The sequence below is a fragment of the Sodalis sp. RH20 genome (genome assembly GCF_047324205.1).
Classification (GTDB): domain Bacteria; phylum Pseudomonadota; class Gammaproteobacteria; order Enterobacterales; family Enterobacteriaceae; genus Acerihabitans.
The window spans coordinates 2,257,055-2,276,133 of record NZ_CP178733.1; the positions used below are offsets into that span (position 1 = coordinate 2,257,055).

Consider the following 19,079-nt stretch of genomic DNA (forward strand, 5'->3'; position numbering starts at 1 on the left):
CAGGGGGAAAAGAGCGCCTGGGGATTTATAATGCCGCGGGCAGGTCGGTGGTTGCCGCCTCACCGTCGAGTATTGCGCGTAACCGCGCGCCAAACAGCGTTTCCCGCCAGCCGCTGAGCAATTCCGGCGTGCGCTGCCCCGGGGTCAGCCGCCAATGCCAGGTGAGTAATTGATTGATTTGCCTGCGCGACGCCAGCAGTTCCACGCTTAATCCGGATTCCGCGCTGGCAATGGCGATATGTTCCTTAATGGTTTTAAACAGCGCGCGATAGCCGGGTTTATCGATGAGATTAACCACCGGCTCCGGCAGCTGATCTTCCGTCATGGCCGCCGCCTCCTCCACCAGGGCGAGGAGCATTTTGCCGTGATAACGGATTTCCGGCCCGCTTAACCCCAGTTTGTCCAGTTCGCCCAGCGATCCCGGCATATAACGCGCCACCTGCCATAAATTTTCTTCCCGTACGACGAAGTTCACCGCCATATCCCGCTCGCGCGCTTTGCGCAGGCGCCAGGAGGCCAATTTTTGCAGGCACGCCAGTTGCCGGGTGCGCAACTGCCAGGCATTGCCGATATCGCGATAAGCCAGTTCCGGATCGACGATTTCCTGGCGCCGCTGGCATAAGGCGTCGCACTCCTGCCTGGCCGCGTCGGTCCAGCCCGCCGCTTCGGTTTCCCGGATCAGCTGATCGGCCATCGGCAATAGCCAGAACACGTCGGCCGCGGCGTAATCGCATTGCCTGGCGCTTAGCGGCCGCGCCAGCCAGTCGGTGCGGGATTCGCTTTTATCCAGCACCACCTGCTGGTAATCCGCCACCAGCGCGGCAAAGCCGCAGGACAGCGGGCGGCCGTTGAACGCGGCCAGCACCTGGGTATCAAGCATGGGCACCGGCATCTGATCAAAGGAATGCAGGAAAACTTCCAGGTCCTCGCTGCAGGCATGCAGAATTTTCACCACCCCCCGGTCGGCCAGCAGTTCCCGGAACGATTGCCATTGCGAAATAGCCAGGGGGTCGATGAGCGATAACGTGTCACCATCAAATAGCTGGATTAAACCCAACTGCGGATAGTAGGTGCGGGTGCGGACAAATTCGGTATCCAGCGCCACCCGATCGTGCTGGCGGGCAAGCGCGCATATCCTTTGTAAATCTTCATCGCGGGTAATTAATTGGTAATTGGACACAGAGTTCTCTTACTGTCAGTCATGGCGGCAAAAAGCGTTTATCCGTGCTCGACGCGTAATTGCTTGCGCAGAATTTTGCCTACATTGGATTTGGGTAACTCAGCGCGGAATTCCACCAGTTTTGGCACCTTATAGCCGGTCAGGTACAAACGGCAGTGGGCAATGAGTTCCTCGCGGGTCAGGGAAGGCTCTTTTTTCACCACGAAAATTTTTACCGCTTCGCCGGTGTCATCGCTGGGCACGCCTATCGCCGCCGCCTCAAGCACTTTCGGATGCCGGACCACCGCATCCTCTATTTCATTGGGGTAGACATTGAAGCCGGACACCAGGATCATATCCTTCTTGCGATCCACGATGCGCACGAAGCCTTGTTGATCCACTGTAACGATATCGCCGGTAGAAAGCCAGCCGTCTTTCAGCGTCTCGGCGGTGGCTTGCGGCTGGCGCCAATAGCCCGCCATGACCTGCGGTCCCTTGATCAGCAGCTCCCCGGGCGCGCCGGGCGGCACGTTATTGCCGGCCCCATCCACCAGGCGGATATCGGTGGAGGGCACCGGCAGGCCGATGCTGCCGCTGAAACGGTTCAAATCATAGGGATTGCCGGTCACCAGCGGCGAGCATTCGGTCAAGCCATACCCCTCCAGCAGGTGCTTACCGGTCAGCGCATGCCAGTCATCCGCCACCGGTTGCTGCAGCGCCATCCCCCCGCCCACCGACAAATGCAGCGAGGCAAAATCCAGGCGACGGAACGCCGCGTTATGCAACAGGGCGTTGAACAACGTATTCACCCCGGAAATCGCCGTAAAATGGTGACGCCGCATGGCGTCGACCAGGGAGGCGATATCGCGCGGGTCGGTAATCAGCAGGTTACAGCCGCCCATTTCCACAAACAGCAGGCAATTTATCATCAGGGCGAAGATATGGTACAGCGGCAGGGCGGTGACCATCATTTCGCGCCCCAGGGTCAAAATAGGCCCGTAGGCGGCTTTCGCCTGCTCGAGGTTGGCGAGGATATTGCGGTGGGTGAGCATGGCGCCTTTCGACGCGCCGGTGGTGCCGCCGGTGTATTGCAGGAAGGCCAGCGAGTCGCCGTTGATAATGGGCGGGCTGAACTCCAGCCGATGCCCCTGCGCCAGGGCGCGGCGATAGGAAACCGCCTGCGGCAGGCGGTATGGCGGCACTTTGCGCTTAAGGTGTTTTACCGCCGCGTTGACCAGCGTGCGCTTCAACAGCGGGAAATGATCGCCCAGGCGCGTGAGTATCACATGGCGAATGGCAACCTCCGCCAGCACCTTCTCCAGGGTATGGGCGAAATTGTCCACGATAACGATGGCCGCCGCGCCGCTATCGTTAAGCTGGTGACGCAGTTCGTCCGGGGTGTAAAGCGGATTGACGTTCACCACCACCATGCCGGCGCGCAGGACGCCGAACAGCGCCACCGGGTATTGCAGGAGGTTGGGCATCATCAGGGCTACGCGATCCCCTGGCTGCAGGCCAATGACCCGCTGCAGGTAAGCGGCAAACGCCAGGCTGAGCGCGTCGAGCTGGCGAAATGTCAGGGTCTCCCCCAGGTTGATAAATGCCGGCAAATCGGCAAAACGGCGCGCCGCGTTGGCGAACAGAACGGCGATAGATCGGTAATGATCGGGATCGATATCCGTCGGGACATCGGCAGGGTAACGCCCGGTCCATATCCGCGCCATGCCCTGCCCTGTATTATCAATAGCCGATGTGCTCATCGCCGCCCCATATTGCCTGGATTCTTATCTGTAATGGTAATGGAACTGGGCAATCGGGTGGAAATCGATATCAGGATTGAGCGTTTCGTCACTATTCGGTCAGTACGGTTTCAACCTGGGCATTGCCGTAACCGTAGCCGTAGCCGTAGCCGACGCCCCACTCCGGCCCCCAGCCGCGGCCGTAGCGGCCGCCCCAGCCCCACGGGGACATCGGCGGCCCCATCGGCGCCACCACCTGTTGCGTCAGCTGCCAGCGTTTATATCCGTCCGCGCGCACCACTACAAAGGTATACTCCGCCTTGTCGACGGCGCCCTTTTCCGTGCCGGTGATTGGGCCGACCACGGTGACCCACTGGTGAGTAAAGTCCATCGGTTCCAGGAAGCCGTTGATATAGGCCACCACCCTGCCGGTAGAGACTTGGTGCAGCCTGGGCCGCGCCGAATCATCCAGCGGCACAGAGGCTATTTCCAGCCGGGTGCGTCCGTTGAGATTGGTGACTTTAACCACTTTGCCGCCGAAACGGGCTTCCTGACCGACATACAGGGACGGCGCGTTAAGCACGCGCACCAGATCCTGCTGGGGGGTGGGCGAGGTGCCGCGCACGGCGTCCGGCACCGTGGCGCAGCCGGACAGCATCATGACCACGGCCAGGGCCGGCCAGGTAAAACGACGGCGCTGCGCGCTGCGGACAGTAGTTTGCTTAAACATCTTGCGCTAGATTCCTCATACCTTTAACGGTATACATGGGTTATTACTTTGACCCGTGGCGGCGGCATAAGTTGCTCTTTATTCGCGTCCCGGCAGCTTTTTCCACGTCACTTCATTGCGCAGATAGGTCGGCGCCTGCAATTCCACCGCCAAGGCCTCGCCCTGGCTTAAGCGTAGCACCGCCAGCGGCAACATATCCACGGCCGACGGCAGCAGGGTCTGGCCGTCCACGAGCTGCATGGCCGGCGGCGCGATAAGTCCGGGATAGGTTTGCCAGCCGGTGCCGGCCGTTGCCCACTGGCCGGCCAGTTCGGCGGCTTGCGGCGCCAGCTGATCGGGTTTAACCACTTTTTCGCCCGCTTCGCCCAACCATGCGCCGCTGTCGCCGCGCTGGTACTGCGCCCAGTAGACCTCGCCCATGCGGGCATCGATGGCGCACAGCACGCGGCTGATGCCGCACCGGCGCCAGGCGCCCTGCGCCAGCGCCGCCAGGGTCGACACGCCGATCATCGGCAGCCCGGCGCCAAGCGCCAGGCCCTGGGCGATGCCGATGCCGATGCGCACGCCGGTAAAGCTGCCGGGGCCGCGCCCATAAGCCAGGGCATCAAGCTGCGCCAGCTCGATGCCGGCCTCGGCCAGCAGGCTGTCGACCATCGGCAGAATGCGCCGGGTGTGCTCGCGGGGGGAAATTTCAAAACGTTCGCTGATTTCACCGTTGATCCAAAGCGCCGCGGAACAGGCTTCAGTTGCGGTATCGAGAGCTAAAATTCGCGTAGACATGCCAAACCTCAGGCGGGTGTAAAAGAGTGGTGCCGGACCGGGCGGGTATTGTAGCATACCCGCTGGGGCAAAGGGATACGGGATGCCTGCGGGGGCGAGGGGCAATATACGCCACCGGTCAGCGGTGTTGCAAAAAGTCGATGGCGCGCTGCAGCGAGCGGGTGCGCGGCGCCGGCGGCAGGCTGTTGAGGAAAATCTGGCCATAGGGCCGGGTCACCAGCCGCTGATCGCAGATGATCAGCACGCCCCGGTCGTCGCTGTCGCGGATAAGCCTGCCCACCCCCTGCTTTAGGGCGATGACCGCCTCGGGGATCTGCACCTCGGCAAAGGGATCGCCGCCGCGCAGCTGGCAATCCTCGGTGCGCGCCTTAAGCAACGGGTCATCCGGGGCGGTAAAGGGCAACTTGTCGATAATCACGCAAGACAGCGTATCGCCGCGCACGTCCACCCCTTCCCAAAAACTGTTGGTCGCCACCAGCAGCGCGTTGCCGGCGGTAACAAACTGCTGCAGCAGCTGGCGTTTGCCGGTCTCGCCCTGCAATAGCACCGGCAGGGTCAGCGTGGCGCGAAACTCCGCCGCCAGATCCCGCATCATCTGGTGAGAGGTGCACAGGAAAAAGCAACGCCCCCGATTGGCGATAATCACCGGCGCCAGCATCCGCGCCAGCTGCACCGCCGCCCCGCGCTGGTTCGGCTCCGGCAGGAAGCGCGGCACGCACAGCAGCGCCTGGGTCGCGTAATCAAACGGGCTGGGCAGCAGCAAGGTTTTTGCGTCTTCCAGGCCGATCCGCCGGGTAAAATGCTCCAGGCGATCGTTGACCGACAGGGTGGCGGAGGTAAAGATCCAGGTGCCCTCTTTTTCGCTCATCACCTCACGAAAGCGGGTCGAAACCGATAACGGCGTCAACGCCAGCACAAAGTGCCGGGCATTGCATTCATACCAATAGCTGAAACCCGGTTCCTGGGTATTCTTCAGACGCTTGAGCCGCGCGCGGTACAGGCTGGCGCGTTCAAAAGCGGCATCAAGCAGCGCCGACCGTCCCAGCGCCAGCTTCGCCACGTCGTGGCATAATTCCAGTGCGTCATCAAGCAACAGCAGCGCGCGCTGCAGCGAAGGCTGGGTCAGCACGTCGCGCAGGTTGCCGCGAAAACCCGGTTCGCCCAGCGCCAGCCGGAAATCCTGGGTGCGGAAGGTAAGCTGATCGGCGCTCTTTTGCAATTGGGCCATATCGCGCACGTCGGTGCGGTAGGCAAGCGTCATATCGCGCGCCAGATCCATGAGTTGACGGCTGGTGAGCTGCTGGCCGAAATACTGGCTGGCGATATCCGGCATCTGGTGCGCTTCGTCGAAAATCATCACCTCGCCGGTGGGGATAAGCTCGCCGAAACCGCCTTCCTTAACCACCATATCCGCCAGGAACAGGTGATGGTTTACCACGATCACGTCGGCCTCCATGGCTTTACGGCGCGCCTTGACCACAAAACACTCTTTGTAGAGCGGGCAATCGCCGCCCAGGCAGTTGTCGTTGGTGCTGGTGACCAGCGGCCATACCGGGCTGTCTTCGGCGATGCCGCCGCAGTTGGCCACGTCGCCATCCACCGTCTGCGACGACCAGTTGCGTACGCCCGCCAGCTCCGCCAGGGTTTCCGGCGCCATGCCGACCCCGCCGGCGAGCTGCTGCTCCATGCGCTCAAGGCACAAATAGTTGGAGCGTCCCTTCAGCAGGGCGACCTGACCCTGGTACGCCAGCGCCGCCGCCACTTTGGGCAGGTCGCGGGCATACAGCTGATCCTGCAGCGCCTTGGAGCCGGTGGAGATGATAACCTTGCGTTTTGAACGCAGCGCCGGCACCAAATACGCATACGTCTTGCCGGTCCCGGTGCCGGCCTCCACCACCAGCGGCTGTTTTGTGTCGATGGCCTGCGCTATCGCCTCGGCCATCAGGCGTTGCGACTCGCGCGGTTTAAATCCGGTGATGGCCTTGGCCAACGCGCCCTGCGGCGCAAAATCATCTGTCACGCTGTCTCTCTGTCATTCGGTTGCTGTCGGATTATGCCAAGGCCGGCGGTTGTCCACCACCTTCTTTGCTTAAAACGACACTATGTTATGCTGGCGGTTTACATGATGGCTTTAAGGCGAACAGTATGACCATTGAACGAATCGATCCCGGCGCGCGCATGTCCGAAGCGGTTGTCCACAACCAGACGGTATATTACACCAGCGTGCCGGAAAACCTGGATGGCGACGCCACCGCGCAAACCGCCGAGGCGCTGGCGATTATCGACCGGCTGCTAAAGCGGGTGGGTTCCAATAAAACGCGGCTGCTGGATGTGACCGTGTTCCTGGCCGACGGCGATGATTTCGCCGCCATGAACGCCGCCTGGAACGCCTGGGTGGTGCCGGGGAGCGCGCCGGTGCGCTGTACCGTCGAGGCGCGGCTGATGAACCCGCGCTACAAAGTGGAAATCAAGGTCATCGCGGCGATCTGACCGGCGCGCCGGTACCCGTGCGGCCGGCGGGGACGTTTACAGCGCCCCGTCCTCGTCGTCGTCGTCCTGTTCCAGGGCGGCGTTGCGGGCGTCGCGTTCATCGGCGTTGCGCTCGGCATAGGAACGATCGTCGTCTTCGTCGTCATCCCAGCGAATTGATACCCGTTCACCTGTATGGGTGGCGCGGATTTCATTGGATACCAGCCGGATGGCCTCGCCGCTGCTCATGCCGTCGGCCATCAGGGCCTGGATGCGCTCAACGGCCTGCTGCTGCTGTTCGTGATTTAACGCTGGCATATCGGTCAGCATGCGTGTTCTCCAGAGGGCGGGTCGATGCGTTATTATCTCACGCCGCCGCCCGCGATGCCAATCAATGCGCTTTATGTTCAGCCATGAAGCCGATATCATGCTGTTCGCACCTGCCAGGCGCTTATTGCCGGCAGACTGGACTGGATTACCTGGATCATAGTGTCGATATGTTGCCACAGCTGACTGCCTTACCCTATCACCGCGACGCCATTACCGCCCTGTTCGCCCCCCGCGCCGCCCGGCCCTGGTCGATGCTGCTGCACTCGGGCCATGCCGACCATCCGGACAGCCGCTTCGATATCATGGTCGCCGACCCGGTGGCGACGCTGACCACCCGCGGCGCCGTTACGGTGATTTCCCGCGACGGTCAATCGCATATGAGCGGCGGCGACCCGTTTATGCTGGTGCAACAGCAGGTGGACAGTATGGGGATGCGTCCGGAAGCCCGGGACGATCTCCCTTTCCTGGGCGGCGCGCTGGGCCTGTTCGGCTACGATCTCGGCCGGCGCATTGAAACTCTGCCTGCCCATGCCCAACAGGATTTAACGCTGCCGGATATGGCCGTCGGCCTGTATGACTGGGCGGTGATTGCCGACCATCGCCTTGGCCGCCTGACCCTGGTGAGCTACCGCGATCCGGAGGCGCTGAAGCGGGATTTGCTGGCGCCGCCGGCACCCGAACCCGACCGGCCCTTTCGTTTAAACAGCGGCTGGCAGGCCAATATGACCCGGGGCGAGTATGGCGAAAAATTCCGCCGCATCCAGGAACATCTTTTGGCGGGTGATTGTTACCAGGTCTGTCTGGCACAACGCTTCAGCGCGGCGTTCGCGGGCGATGAATGGCAGGCGTTCCGTCATCTGCTGGAGCATAACGCCGCGCCGTTTTCCGCTTTTTTGCGCCTGCCCGGCCAGGCGGTGCTGAGCCTGTCGCCGGAGCGGTTCCTGCGGGTAAACGCGGGACAGATCCAAACGCGGCCCATCAAGGGCACGCTGCCGCGCCTGGCGGATGCGGAGCAAGATCGGCTGCAAGGGCAAAAACTGGCGGCATCGCCAAAAGACCGGGCGGAAAACCTGATGATCGTGGATTTGCTGCGCAACGATATCGGACGGGTCGCCGTCCCCGGCAGCGTCCGGGTGCCGGAACTGTTTAAAATCGAGGCCTTTCCGGCAGTCCATCATATGGTCAGCACCATTACCGCGCGGCTGCCCCCCCATCGTACGCCTTGCGATCTGGTGCGCGCCTGTTTTCCCGGCGGGTCCATCACCGGCGCCCCCAAAATCAAGGCCATGACGTTAATCGACCAGCTCGAACCGCAGCGCCGTAATGCCTGGTGCGGCAGCATCGGCTACCTGAGCCGCTGCGCCACCCTGGACACCAATATCGCCATCCGCACGCTGCTCACGGAACAAGGGCGCATCTATTGCTGGGCGGGCGGCGGCATCGTCGCCGACAGTTGCGAGGAAGCGGAATACCAGGAAACCCTGGACAAGGTCGCCAAGATACTGCCGCTGCTGCTGGAGCTAAATCGCCCATGAACAGCACTGACAACACCCTGACGCTTACGGATTTCATCACCCGTTTCCAACTGCAGTTGCCGCAGCCCAGCGAGCCGGCGCGCAACCAGCGCCGGGCGGCGGTATTGATACCCATCATCTGCCATCACCAGCCGACGGTGCTGTTGACGCGCCGATCGGCGACACTGCGCAAGCATGCCGGCCAGGTGGCCTTCCCCGGCGGGGCGGCGGATAAGGAAGACGCGTCCTTAATCGCCACCGCGCTGCGCGAGGCCCACGAAGAAGTGGCCATCCCGGCCTCGTCGGTCAGGGTCCTGGGGCAACTGCCGCCGGTGGACAGCAGCAGCGGTTTCCAGGTCACGCCCATCGTCGGCCTGCTGGCGGCCGGCACCCGTTTCCGGGCCAGCCGCGACGAGGTGGCGGACATGTTTGAAATGCCCCTGCACCAGGCGTTATCCCTGGCCAGCTATACTCCCCTGCAAATACAGCGCCGCGCCAAAAACCTGCAGGTTTATTTTTCCTGGTATCAAAGCCATATGGTCTGGGGCATGACCGCGCAGATTTTGTATCGGCTGGGCCAACACATCCATCTTTAACGCACGTTCCTTCGTTCCCGGCCGCCGGTTGGGCCGCCGCTATCCCTACCAACCCGCGCCGTGATGGTCATCGCGCCCCGGCAATAAAAGACTTCCCAACGCGATGAAAACCGTTACAATCTCCTATCTTTGCCATATTTGCGAAATATAACTCCATATTAATAATTAAACATAGTCATTTATATAGGTTGTATATCTCATTATTTCTGACGACAAAAAACCGTCTCAGGCACGCACGTGAAAAGAGATGATCCACGGGCAACGGCTTGCTTTCAGATTAGCCATAACCAGCATGACGCCAGGCCGCCCCGGGGTAGAGGGCCGCTTCGTATCGGTCGTCAAACGCAAAGGAAGCGCTTTTTTGGATTAGTTTTTATCATGCGAAAGCGCAAGCCTAACCCGGCATGAGTCATTACAATTAACTGCATTACCCACGGGTATGCGTATTTTATCAGTTCTGAGGAGAGTCAACGTGATAAGCGTTTTCGATATGTTTAAAATCGGCATCGGCCCGTCCAGTTCCCATACCGTGGGTCCAATGAAAGCCGGTAAACAGTTCGTGGACGATCTCGTCGATAAACGGCTGCTCAATGATGTCACGCGCATCGCCGTGGATGTTTACGGTTCGTTATCGCTGACGGGCAAGGGACACCATACCGACATCGCCATTATCCTGGGCCTGGCGGGCAACCGTCCCGATACGGTGGATATCGACGCCGCGCCGGCCTTTATCCGCGACGTTGAGCAACGCCAGCGCCTGATGCTGGCCGGCGGGCCGCACGAAGTGGATTTTCCCCGCGAAGGCGGCATGGTATTCCACGGTTCCTACCTGTCATTGCATGAAAACGCCATGCGCATTCACGCCTTCGCCGGCGAACAGGTCATCTACAGCCAGACGTATTATTCCGTCGGCGGCGGTTTTATCGTTGATGAGGCCCATTTCGGCCAGCCGGTTATCGACCAGATCGCCGTGCCCCACCCTTTCGCCAGCGCCCAGCAGCTGCTCGACCAGTGCAAACAGACCGGTCTGTCGCTGTCGGGGCTGGTGATGCTTAATGAACTGGCGCTGCATAGCCGCGCCGATATCGGCAATTACTTCGCCGATATTTGGCAGACCATGCGCGCCTGCATCGATCGCGGGCTGAATACCGAAGGCGTATTGCCCGGCCCGCTGCGGGTGCCCAGGCGCGCATCGGCGCTCAGGCGCATGCTGGTCTCCACGGATAAGCTCTCCAGCGATCCGATGGTGGCGATTGACTGGGTGAATATGTTCGCGCTGGCGGTCAATGAAGAAAACGCCGCCGGCGGAAGGGTGGTCACCGCGCCGACCAACGGCGCCTGCGGCATCGTGCCGGCGGTGCTGGCTTATTACGATCATTTTATCGATCCGGTCACGCCCGAGGTCTACCTGCGTTATTTCCTGGCCTGCGGCGCCATCGGCATTCTTTATAAGCTGAACGCCTCCATTTCCGGCGCCGAGGTCGGCTGCCAGGGTGAAGTGGGCGTCGCCTGCTCCATGGCGGCGGCGGGACTGACGGAATTGATGGGCGGCAGTCCCGAGCAGGTCTGCGTGGCGGCGGAAATCGGCATGGAACATAATCTGGGGCTGACCTGCGATCCGGTGGCCGGCCAGGTACAGGTCCCCTGCATCGAACGCAACGCCATCGCCTCTGTCAAGGCCATCAACGCCTCGCGCATGGCGCTGCGGCGCACCAGCGCGCCGCGGGTGTCGCTGGATAAGGTGATTGAAACCATGTACGAAACCGGCAAGGACATGAACGCCAAATACCGCGAAACCTCGCGCGGCGGCCTGGCCATCAAGGTCCAGTGCGATTGATCGCATCACCCACACCCTGCTGGCCCGCTAACGCGGAACATAAAGCAGACGTGTTCAAGGAAAAACGTGCCAATGAGGTCGAATCGGGCATGGTCTTTTCGCCCGACCGAGCACCCCATAGCATGTAGGCCCGCCAACGCCGGACTCAAGGCAGACGTGTTCAAGGGAGAGCGTGCCAATGGGGTCGAATCGGGCGTGGTTTTCCCGCCCGACCGAGGCCCCATGGCATGCTAGGCCCGCCAACACCGGACTCAAGGCAGACGTGTTCAAGGGAGAGCGTGCCAATGGGGTCGAATCGGGCGTGGTTTTCCCGCCCGACCGAGGCCCCATGGCATGCTAGGCCCGCCAACGCCGGACTCAAGGCAGACGTGTTCAAGGGAGAGCGTGCCAATGGGGTCGAATCGGGCGTGGTTTTCCCGCCCGACCGAGGCCCCATGGCATGCTAGGCCCGCCAACGCCGGACTCAAGGCAGACGTGTTCAAGGGAGAGCGTGCCAATGGGGTCGAATCGGGCGTGGTTTTCCCGCCCGACCGAGGCCCCATGGCATGCTAGGCCCGCCAACGCCGATGCCGCATAAAACCTGTTAAAGGGAGAGCGGGTCACGTGTTTACTGTTCCTCTTCCTCCACCGGCGGCGCTATCCGTTCGATACGCACCAGCTCGATACGGTATTCCAGCATCTGCAAAATCGTAAACCGCCACTGGCCCAGCTCGATAACCTCACCCACCACCGGCAGCTGATCCCGCTCGGCCAGCAGCAATCCCGCCAGTGAAGCGACATTCTCGTGACCGCGGGTGAGTTCATTATCGTCCAACGCCTGACCCAAAGCGTGCAAATCAGTACCACCCTTTACCAGCCAGGCGTCCTCCTGCGCCACAATATCCGGCGTTTCGTCCTCATCCGGAAACTCGCCGGCAATGGCTTCCAGCACATCCAGCGGCGTTACCAGCCCCTGGATCACGCCAAATTCATTCGACACCACCACCAGGCTACCCCGCGCCCGGCGCAATACCCCCAGCAGGTTCAGCACATCCAGGGTTTCCGGCACCACGATGGCCGGATTCTGCGCGGCATACCCCTGCACATCTTCGCCTTTATCCAACGCCACCATCAGGTCCTTGGCGCGGACCACGCCGATCAACTGGTCCAGCTCGCCGTCGCACACGGGAAACATACTGTGCGGCGTGGCCAAAAGCGTAGCGCGCAGCTCCTCCACCGGACGCCGGCAATCCACCCAGGAGATTTCGTTGCGCGGCGTCATCACGCTGCGCAACGAACGCGACGCCAGGGACAACACGCCGGTAATCATATAACGCTCCTCGTCGGCAAACTCCGCCTTAGGTTCGTTTGGCATCTCCTGCGCCCCCTCCTCGCGCAGCCTGGGCCCGCCCATCAAACGTAAAATGGCTTCGGCGGTGCGCTGGCGAATCGGCCCGCGCGCCTGGTTTTTAACAAAATTGCGCCGGGCTATCTGATTAAACAGCTCAATAAGCACCGAGAAACCGATGGCCGCGTACAAATAACCTTTGGGGATGTGGAAGCCAAAGCCCTCGGCTATCAGGCTCAGGCCTATCATCAGCAAAAAACTCAGGCACAGCACCACGACGGTGGGATGGGCATTTACAAAACGGGTCAAGGCCTTGGACGCCAGCAGCATAATGCCCATGGCGATAACCACGGCGGTCATCATCACCGGCAGGTTGTTGACCATGCCGACCGCGGTGATCACCGCATCCAGGGAAAATACCGCGTCCAGGATAACAATTTGCACCACCACCGCCCAGAAACTGGCGTAACCGCGGTTGGCGTCATGCTGCACATCCTGGTTCTCCAGCCGTTCATGCAGCTCAGTGGTGGCTTTGAACAGTAAAAACAATCCGCCCAGCAGCAAAATCAGATCCCGGCCTGAAAAGCTGAACATGCCCACGCTCAGCAACGGTTTGGTCAGCGTAACCATCCACGAGATCAACGACAGCAGCCCCAAACGCATCAGCAGCGCCAGCGCCAGGCCGATAACCCGGGCTTTGTCCCGCTTTTTCGGCGCGACCTTCTCGGCCAGGATAGCGATAAATACCAGGTTATCGATACCCAGCACAATTTCCAGCAGTATCAACGTCAGCAGACCCACCCACAGCGTCGGGTCCATTAAGAATTCCATTGGGCGCTCCAGATCGACAGTCCATTAAAACGGCGCAATAAAACACCGCGGCAGCACGCGTGGGCAAGCGGCGTCATGTCCGCAAAGACCGTAGAACGCGCGGCGTTTTCCCACAGAGAGGACACAGGGATGACGGGTTGGATTCCCGGCGGTACGGGAAGGTGCGACCCGCGGCTGGCGCAACATGCCGGCGGAGCCTGGACGGGTAAAGGAGAAAACCATACATCAGGGGTGACGTTTTTTCGGTGACAGTCCATAGGGGGGGCTGTGGCCCATCGCTCCTTATCGATAAGTAAGACATTCAACTCTATCAGGTAACTTTGCAGGCGCATAAAACTATTTTTGTCTGCAAGTTGTCATGCATGTCTTCTACACTGATTTGTGAGCTCATTGTTTTCCTCATGCACAAATAACTGAGCGCCGTCACAATTTTTATTTTTTTACACACTAAAATAAATCGCGTTTAACCGCTATTGATTCACATCTTCACATGAATCGTTTCAACACACACAGCGGACATCAAACAGGGTGGCGAATAAAAATACCCTGGCTAAGAAGTTAAAACCGCCCGTGCTCACTGGTAGCAAACACGCCAGGCGGTCTGACTGCTTAACCCAATTAGTTAACAGAGGAGGTATCAGTGAGTATTGCTATCATAATTGGCACTCACGGGTCAGCAGCCGAGCAGTTGCTTAAAACGGCTGAAATGATATTGGGCGCGCAAGAAAACGTCGCCTGGATAGATTTTGTTCCCGGGGAGAATGCTGAAACACTGATTGAAAAATATACCGCGCGCCTTGCGCAACTTGATACCCAGGAAGGTGTGTTATTTCTGGTTGATACCTGGGGTGGCAGCCCGTTCAACGCCGCCAGCCGCATTGTGGTCGATAAGGAGAATTACGAAGTCGTCACCGGCGTTAATATTCCCATGTTGGCGGAAACCTTTATGGCGCGTGATGACAAGCCGGGTTTTGCCGCGCTGGTGAACATCGCCGTCGAAACCGGACGCGCCGGCGTCAAGGCCCTCAAAGCGCCCGAACCGCAGACGGCGGCCACCCCCGCGCCGGTTGCCGCGCCGACCCCTGCCGCCAAACCGCATCCCAATGCCGGCGGTCATATGACCATCGGTCTGGCGCGCATCGATGATCGTCTGATCCATGGCCAGGTCGCCACCCGCTGGACCAAGGAAACCAACGTTAAACGCATTATCGTGGTCAGCGATGAAGTTGCCGCCGATACCGTGCGCAAAACGTTATTGACCCAGGTCGCTCCTCCAGGCGTCACCGCGCATGTGGTGGACGTGGACAAGGCCATCCGCGTTTACAACAACCCGGCTTATGCCAAGGATCGCGTGATGTTGTTGTTTACCAACCCCACCGACGTTGAGCGCGTCGTGGAAGGCGGCGTCAAAATCACCACGGTAAATATCGGCGGCATGGCGTTTCGCCAGGGTAAAACCCAGGTTAACAATGCCGTATCGGTTGATGAGAAAGATATCGCCGCGTTTCGTAAGTTAAACGATCGGGGAATTGAGCTTGAAGTGCGTAAGGTCTCATCGGATTCGCCGCTGAAGATGATGGATTTGATAAATAAACTCGGTAAATAAATTCGCCGGAAAAACTAACACCTACGAGCGTATCACTTTCCTGAAAAAAAGATTTACCGCTCTCTTACGTTTGTCAGAGGAGAAGTACAATGGAGATCACCACGCTTCAGATTGTGCTGATTTTTATAGTGGCCTGTATCGCAGGCATGGGTTCAATACTCGATGAGTTTCAGTTCCACCGTCCGCTGGTGGCATGTACGTTAATCGGCCTCGTGCTGGGTGATATGAAGACCGGTATCATCATCGGCGGTACGCTGGAGATGATTGCCCTGGGTTGGATGAACATCGGTGCCGCCGTGGCGCCCGATGCCGCGCTGGCCTCCATTATTTCCACCATCCTGGTCATTGCCGGCAATCAAAGCGTGGGTGCCGGCATCGCGCTGGCTATCCCGCTGGCTGCCGCCGGCCAGGTACTGACCATTATCGTACGTACCATTACCGTGGCCTTCCAGCATGCCGCTGACAAAGCCGCGGAAAACGGCAACCTCAGCGCCCTGAGCTGGATCCACGTCGGCGCGTTGCTGTTGCAGGCCATGCGTATCGCCATTCCGGCCGTGATCGTCGGTGTTTCCGTCGGTACCGACGCCGTCCACGCCATGCTCAGTTCCATCCCGGAAGTCGTGACCAACGGCCTGAACATCGCCGGCGGCATGATCGTGGTAGTAGGTTACGCGATGGTCATCAACATGATGCGTGCCGGCTACCTGATGCCTTTCTTCTATCTTGGTTTCGTCACCGCGGCTTTCACCAACTTCAACCTGGTTTCCCTGGGTGTGATTGGCGTGGTCATGGCTGTCCTGTATATCCAGTTGAGTCCGAAATATAACCAGACCAACGGCGGAAACGGCGGCGGCGCCAGGGGCGTTAACGATCTTGATAATGAACTTGATTAATAGGTGAGCGAAATGGTCGATATAACAACTGCTCCAAAGAAACTGACTCCCGGCGATGTGCGTGCTGTCTTTATTCGCTCGAACCTTTTCCAGGGATCATGGAACTTTGAACGTATGCAGGCGCTGGGTTTTTGCTTCTCGATGGTGCCGGTAATCCGTCGCCTGTATCCTGAGAACAATGACGATCGCAAACAGGCGATTAAACGTCACCTGGAATTCTTTAACACCCATCCGTACGTGGCGGCGCCGGTATTAGGCGTAACCATGGCAATGGAAGAACAGCGCGCCAACGGCGCTCCCATCGACGATGCGGCCATCAACGGCCTGAAAGTGGGCCTGATGGGACCGCTGGCGGGCGTGGGCGACCCCATCTTCTGGGGTACCGTACGTCCGGTGTTCGCCGCGCTGGGTGCCGGCATCGCCATGAGCGGCAGTCTGCTTGGCCCCCTCCTGTTCTTTATCCTGTTTAACGCCGTGCGTCTGGCAACCCGTTATTACGGCGTGGCCTACGGCTACAAAAAAGGCGTGGATATCGTTAACGATATGGGCGGCGGTTTCCTGCAGAAGCTGACGGAGGGCGCCTCGATACTGGGGCTGTTTGTCATGGGGGCGCTGGTGAATAAGTGGACCCATGTGAATATTCCCATGGTGGTGTCGCGTATCACCGGTCCGGACGGCCAGACCACGGTGACCACCGTGCAAAGCATCCTCAATCAGCTGATGCCGGGCCTGGTGCCGCTGCTGCTGACCTTCGGGTGTATGTGGCTGCTGCGCCGCAAGGTCAATGCGCTGTGGATTATCGTCGGCTTCTTCGCCATCGGTATCTTCGGCTACTGGATAGGCCTGCTGGGACTGTAATCGTAGTGATGCACACGTGGTAATGCGCAACCGGGGGCCATCCCCCGGTTTTTTTATTTTTCGCAAGGAGTCAGGATGTCTGTTACCGATATTGTCCTGCTGGTTATCATCACGCTGGCATTGGCGTTCGCCCTTTACGACGAGTTTGTCGTAGCCGGCATGCTTAAGGGCAAAACCCGGCTGAAAATCGGGCTTAAGCGCCAAAGCCGTATCGATGGACTGATATTTATCGGCCTGGTGCTGATTCTGGTGTACCAGAACATCACTAATAAAGGTACGGTTTTTACCACCACTTTATTATTAATCCTGGCATTTATGGCGACCTATCTTGCCTATATCCGCCGGCCAAAACTCATTTTCAAAACCGCGGGTTTTTATTATGCCAATGTTTTTATCCGCTATGACCGGATTAAAAATATGAACTTATCCGAAGATGGTTTTCTGGCTATAGATTTGGAGAAAAGAAGGTTATTGATCCAGGTTCAGCATCTTGATGATCTTGAAAGGATTTATAATCAATTCATGGAAAATAATTAACGTAATAACAACCTATAATATAAGGTTATCACCGCCGATGGCCTTACTGCGATGGGCCATGGCGAAATTTTTAACCTTACAATGTATGCTATTAAATAACCCCAAGGTTGATGTTTTTATAGGTATGCGATAAATAAGCGTATGCAAAAATGCTATTTTATTTTTGTGGTTGTTATACGGTAAATACGATGTTATGGTTTTGCGGTCATTAGGGAGTAGCCGGTTTCCACCATAGCAGGCGGAAATGCCCGTATCAACATACTCGTTATACGCCGCTCAACCGGCGTAAACGTGGTGCGGGCGACCAGGACGGTCGGCGAGACTATAGACACGACGAACCATCGTGGGGTTGGGATGATGGGGAAGCGTGTATATTGGCTCCCAGCCGAGGCCTGATTATGATGAACCTGTCCGCGACCCTGATCCTTGCATTCGGCATGTCCATGGATGCCTTTGCCGCCTCCATCGGCAAAGGGGCCGCCCTGCATAATCCCCCCCTGCGTGAAGCGTTGCGCACCGGACTGATTTTCGGCGCTATCGAAACCGTTACGCCGCTGATCGGCTGGTCGCTGGGGCTGATGGCCAGCCGCTATATTCTGGCGTGGGATCATTGGGTGGCGTTTATCCTGCTGGGCTGCCTGGGCATGCGCATGGTGGCCGGCGGTTGGCGCCGTCAAACAGAGACCGCGCCGCGCCTGGGCCAGCATAGCCTGAGGGTGCTGGCGACCACCGCTTTCGCCACCAGCCTGGACGCCATGGCGGTGGGCGTGGGGCTGGCCTTCCTGGAAGTCAATATCCTGCATACCGCGATGATTATCGGCCTGGCCACCATGATCATGGCCACCCTGGGCATGCTGCTTGGCCGCTTTATCGGCCCATGGCTCGGCAAAAAAGCGGAAATTATCGGCGGCGCCATCCTGATCGGCATCGGCTGCAATATCCTGTATGCCCATTACGCCCAGGCCGCCCTGCCCGGCCTGTAGGGGCAGGTCTCAATCCTCCCGCCGCCAGGCGCGGATGATAAAATCGGTTTCGCAGGCAAACCGCCCCAGTCCGGCTAAGCGCGTCATGACCTCGGGCGTGGCGCGCCAGGCAAACGGGGTCATTTGCAGCAAACTGGCTGCGGCCTCGCCGGTCATCTCCATATCATAGCTCAGGCGGTGCGTCGCAAGCGCGGTGAAGCCGGCGAAATGCTCATCCTTTAACGGATGCAGCATGACCTGGGGATAGATGCGGGCTTTAAGCTGATAAAGATGCCGGGGTCCGGGCGCGACGGTGACCACCAGCCCGCCGGGCTTTATGACGCGATACATTTCAGCGGGATTGCAGGGCGCGTAAATACGCAATATGCCGCCGAGCGAACCGTCGATAAACGGCAGGCGCTGGGTGGACGCAACGCAAAACCGCGCCTGCGGGTAACGCTTCGCCGCCAGGCGCACCGCCGTTTTAGCGATATCCAGCCCATACACCCGCCCGCCTCCCGGACGTTGCGCCAGCGTCGCCGCAAGCGCCTGCGTATAATAACCTTCGCCACAGCCGATATCCAGCCAGTCGCCGCCCGGCGCCCACGGCAGTTCGTCGACCAGCGCCATAACCCGATCGCGCATCGGCTGGTAATAACCGGCATCAAGAAACGCGCGGCGCGACTGCATCATCTCCTGGTTATCACCCGGCGCCTTGCTGCGCTTGAACTGCACCGGCAGCAGATTGACATAGCCTTCGCGGGCGCAGTCATAGCGGTGCCGCTGCGCGCAGGACCAGTAATTATCGGCGCGCGTGAGCGGCAGGTGGCAAAGGGGGCATTGATAGCAGGGCATAACCGGTTCCGGACGTAAACGCAATCAGGTGCGCATCTTACCGTAAATCCGGCGCG

16 protein-coding genes, 1 pseudogene and 1 riboswitch are annotated in these 19,079 nt (G+C 59.4%); of the genes and pseudogenes, 9 read left to right on the forward strand and 8 right to left on the reverse strand.

The window, feature by feature from the left end; translation table 11 throughout:
- Positions 1-25: 25 nt before the first annotated feature.
- From rnd to ACL2XM_RS10445, 5 genes are all read right to left on the reverse strand, one after another.
- Positions 26-1,180 carry a ribonuclease D gene (rnd, locus tag ACL2XM_RS10425; RefSeq protein ID WP_413732849.1) on the reverse strand — a complete coding sequence of 385 codons (1,155 nt, stop codon included), beginning with the start codon at positions 1,178-1,180 and terminating at the stop codon, positions 26-28.
- Positions 1,181-1,218: 38 nt separating this feature from the next.
- The gene (fadD, locus tag ACL2XM_RS10430) at positions 1,219-2,883 is read right to left on the reverse strand and encodes a long-chain-fatty-acid--CoA ligase FadD (protein WP_413723438.1); all 1,665 of its coding nucleotides are present in this window, start codon (positions 2,881-2,883) and stop codon (positions 1,219-1,221) included.
- Between the two features lie 127 nt (positions 2,884-3,010).
- Positions 3,011-3,628 (reverse strand): Slp family lipoprotein, encoded by a 618-nt coding sequence (locus tag ACL2XM_RS10435; RefSeq protein WP_413732851.1) that lies wholly within the window; start codon positions 3,626-3,628, stop codon positions 3,011-3,013.
- 78 nt (positions 3,629-3,706) lie between these two features.
- The gene (gene tsaB / locus ACL2XM_RS10440) at positions 3,707-4,408 is read right to left on the reverse strand and encodes a tRNA (adenosine(37)-N6)-threonylcarbamoyltransferase complex dimerization subunit type 1 TsaB (protein ID WP_413732852.1); all 702 of its coding nucleotides are present in this window, start codon (positions 4,406-4,408) and stop codon (positions 3,707-3,709) included.
- 118 nt (positions 4,409-4,526) lie between these two features.
- A complete protein-coding gene (locus ACL2XM_RS10445) occupies positions 4,527-6,428 on the reverse strand; it encodes an ATP-dependent DNA helicase (protein ID WP_410015285.1) in 1,902 nt (633 codons plus the stop codon).
- A gap of 125 nt (positions 6,429-6,553) precedes the next feature.
- Between ACL2XM_RS10445 and ACL2XM_RS10450 the strand changes: the two genes are divergently transcribed.
- Positions 6,554-6,898, forward strand: a complete 345-nt coding sequence (locus tag ACL2XM_RS10450) for a RidA family protein (protein WP_410015286.1) — start codon at positions 6,554-6,556, stop codon at positions 6,896-6,898.
- A 126-nt stretch (positions 6,899-7,024) separates the two neighbouring features.
- On the opposite strand, the pseudogene ACL2XM_RS10455 reads toward ACL2XM_RS10450, so the two are convergent.
- Positions 7,025-7,207, reverse strand: a pseudogene (locus ACL2XM_RS10455) (YoaH family protein); the annotation flags it as partial.
- Between the two features lie 167 nt (positions 7,208-7,374).
- Between ACL2XM_RS10455 and pabB the strand changes: the two are divergent.
- The 3 genes from pabB (at position 7,375) to ACL2XM_RS10470 (ending at position 11,154) form a co-directional block, all read left to right on the forward strand.
- The gene (gene pabB, locus ACL2XM_RS10460) at positions 7,375-8,742 is read left to right on the forward strand and encodes an aminodeoxychorismate synthase component 1 (protein ID WP_413722765.1); all 1,368 of its coding nucleotides are present in this window, start codon (positions 7,375-7,377) and stop codon (positions 8,740-8,742) included.
- On the forward strand, positions 8,739-9,317 hold the full coding sequence (locus tag ACL2XM_RS10465; protein WP_413728502.1) for a CoA pyrophosphatase: 579 nt from the start codon (positions 8,739-8,741) through the stop codon (positions 9,315-9,317). Before pabB ends, ACL2XM_RS10465 begins: the two co-directional genes overlap by 4 nt.
- Positions 9,318-9,789: 472 nt before the next feature.
- Positions 9,790-11,154, forward strand: a complete 1,365-nt coding sequence (locus tag ACL2XM_RS10470) for an L-serine ammonia-lyase (RefSeq protein ID WP_413722763.1) — start codon at positions 9,790-9,792, stop codon at positions 11,152-11,154.
- A 607-nt stretch (positions 11,155-11,761) separates the two neighbouring features.
- Here the strand turns inward: ACL2XM_RS10470 and ACL2XM_RS10475 are convergent.
- Positions 11,762-13,312 (reverse strand): TerC family protein, encoded by a 1,551-nt coding sequence (locus tag ACL2XM_RS10475; protein ID WP_413732853.1) that lies wholly within the window; start codon positions 13,310-13,312, stop codon positions 11,762-11,764.
- A 640-nt stretch (positions 13,313-13,952) separates the two neighbouring features.
- Between ACL2XM_RS10475 and manX the strand changes: the two genes are divergently transcribed.
- The 5 genes from manX to mntP all read left to right on the forward strand — a co-directional run bounded on the left by manX (position 13,953) and on the right by mntP (position 18,189).
- Positions 13,953-14,918, forward strand: a complete 966-nt coding sequence (manX, locus tag ACL2XM_RS10480) for a PTS mannose transporter subunit IIAB (RefSeq protein ID WP_410015291.1) — start codon at positions 13,953-13,955, stop codon at positions 14,916-14,918.
- A gap of 89 nt (positions 14,919-15,007) precedes the next feature.
- Positions 15,008-15,811, forward strand: coding sequence for a PTS mannose/fructose/sorbose transporter subunit IIC (locus ACL2XM_RS10485; RefSeq protein WP_410015292.1), 804 nt, complete (start codon positions 15,008-15,010; stop codon positions 15,809-15,811).
- Positions 15,812-15,823: 12 nt separating this feature from the next.
- Positions 15,824-16,669: a PTS mannose transporter subunit IID gene (locus ACL2XM_RS10490; RefSeq protein ID WP_410015293.1), complete on the forward strand. Its 846-nt coding sequence runs from the start codon at positions 15,824-15,826 to the stop codon at positions 16,667-16,669.
- 75 nt (positions 16,670-16,744) lie between these two features.
- Complete coding sequence (locus ACL2XM_RS10495; RefSeq protein ID WP_410015294.1) at positions 16,745-17,206, forward strand: DUF986 family protein; 462 nt, start codon at positions 16,745-16,747, stop codon at positions 17,204-17,206.
- Between the two features lie 198 nt (positions 17,207-17,404).
- Positions 17,405-17,604: riboswitch (yybP-ykoY riboswitch) on the forward strand.
- A 3-nt stretch (positions 17,605-17,607) separates the two neighbouring features.
- Entirely contained in the window at positions 17,608-18,189 is a 582-nt protein-coding gene (gene mntP / locus ACL2XM_RS10500) for a manganese efflux pump MntP (RefSeq protein WP_410016559.1), read from the forward strand.
- Between the two features lie 9 nt (positions 18,190-18,198).
- Here mntP and rlmA read toward each other — a convergent pair whose 3' ends face one another.
- The gene (rlmA, locus tag ACL2XM_RS10505; RefSeq protein ID WP_413732854.1) at positions 18,199-19,023 is read right to left on the reverse strand and encodes a 23S rRNA (guanine(745)-N(1))-methyltransferase; all 825 of its coding nucleotides are present in this window, start codon (positions 19,021-19,023) and stop codon (positions 18,199-18,201) included.
- Between the last annotated feature and the right edge of the window lie 56 nt (positions 19,024-19,079).

What these genes read in the sequence shown, in the direction of transcription:
- ACL2XM_RS10485 (WP_410015292.1), top strand. Translation starts at nt 15,008, where the DNA reads ATGGAGATCACCACGCTTCAGATTGTGCTGATTTTTATAGTGGCCTGT.
- pabB (WP_413722765.1), top strand. Translation starts at nt 7,375, where the DNA reads ATGTTGCCACAGCTGACTGCCTTACCCTATCACCGCGACGCCATTACC.
- ACL2XM_RS10495 (WP_410015294.1), top strand. Translation starts at nt 16,745, where the DNA reads ATGTCTGTTACCGATATTGTCCTGCTGGTTATCATCACGCTGGCATTG.
- fadD (WP_413723438.1), bottom strand. Translation starts at nt 2,883, where the DNA reads ATGGCGCGGATATGGACCGGGCGTTACCCTGCCGATGTCCCGACGGAT.
- mntP (WP_410016559.1), top strand. Translation starts at nt 17,608, where the DNA reads ATGAACCTGTCCGCGACCCTGATCCTTGCATTCGGCATGTCCATGGAT.
- ACL2XM_RS10450 (WP_410015286.1), top strand. Translation starts at nt 6,554, where the DNA reads ATGACCATTGAACGAATCGATCCCGGCGCGCGCATGTCCGAAGCGGTT.
- ACL2XM_RS10490 (WP_410015293.1), top strand. Translation starts at nt 15,824, where the DNA reads ATGGTCGATATAACAACTGCTCCAAAGAAACTGACTCCCGGCGATGTG.
- rlmA (WP_413732854.1), bottom strand. Translation starts at nt 19,023, where the DNA reads ATGCCCTGCTATCAATGCCCCCTTTGCCACCTGCCGCTCACGCGCGCC.
- ACL2XM_RS10435 (WP_413732851.1), bottom strand. Translation starts at nt 3,628, where the DNA reads ATGTTTAAGCAAACTACTGTCCGCAGCGCGCAGCGCCGTCGTTTTACC.
- ACL2XM_RS10475 (WP_413732853.1), bottom strand. Translation starts at nt 13,312, where the DNA reads ATGGAATTCTTAATGGACCCGACGCTGTGGGTGGGTCTGCTGACGTTG.
- tsaB (WP_413732852.1), bottom strand. Translation starts at nt 4,408, where the DNA reads ATGTCTACGCGAATTTTAGCTCTCGATACCGCAACTGAAGCCTGTTCC.
- ACL2XM_RS10465 (WP_413728502.1), top strand. Translation starts at nt 8,739, where the DNA reads ATGAACAGCACTGACAACACCCTGACGCTTACGGATTTCATCACCCGT.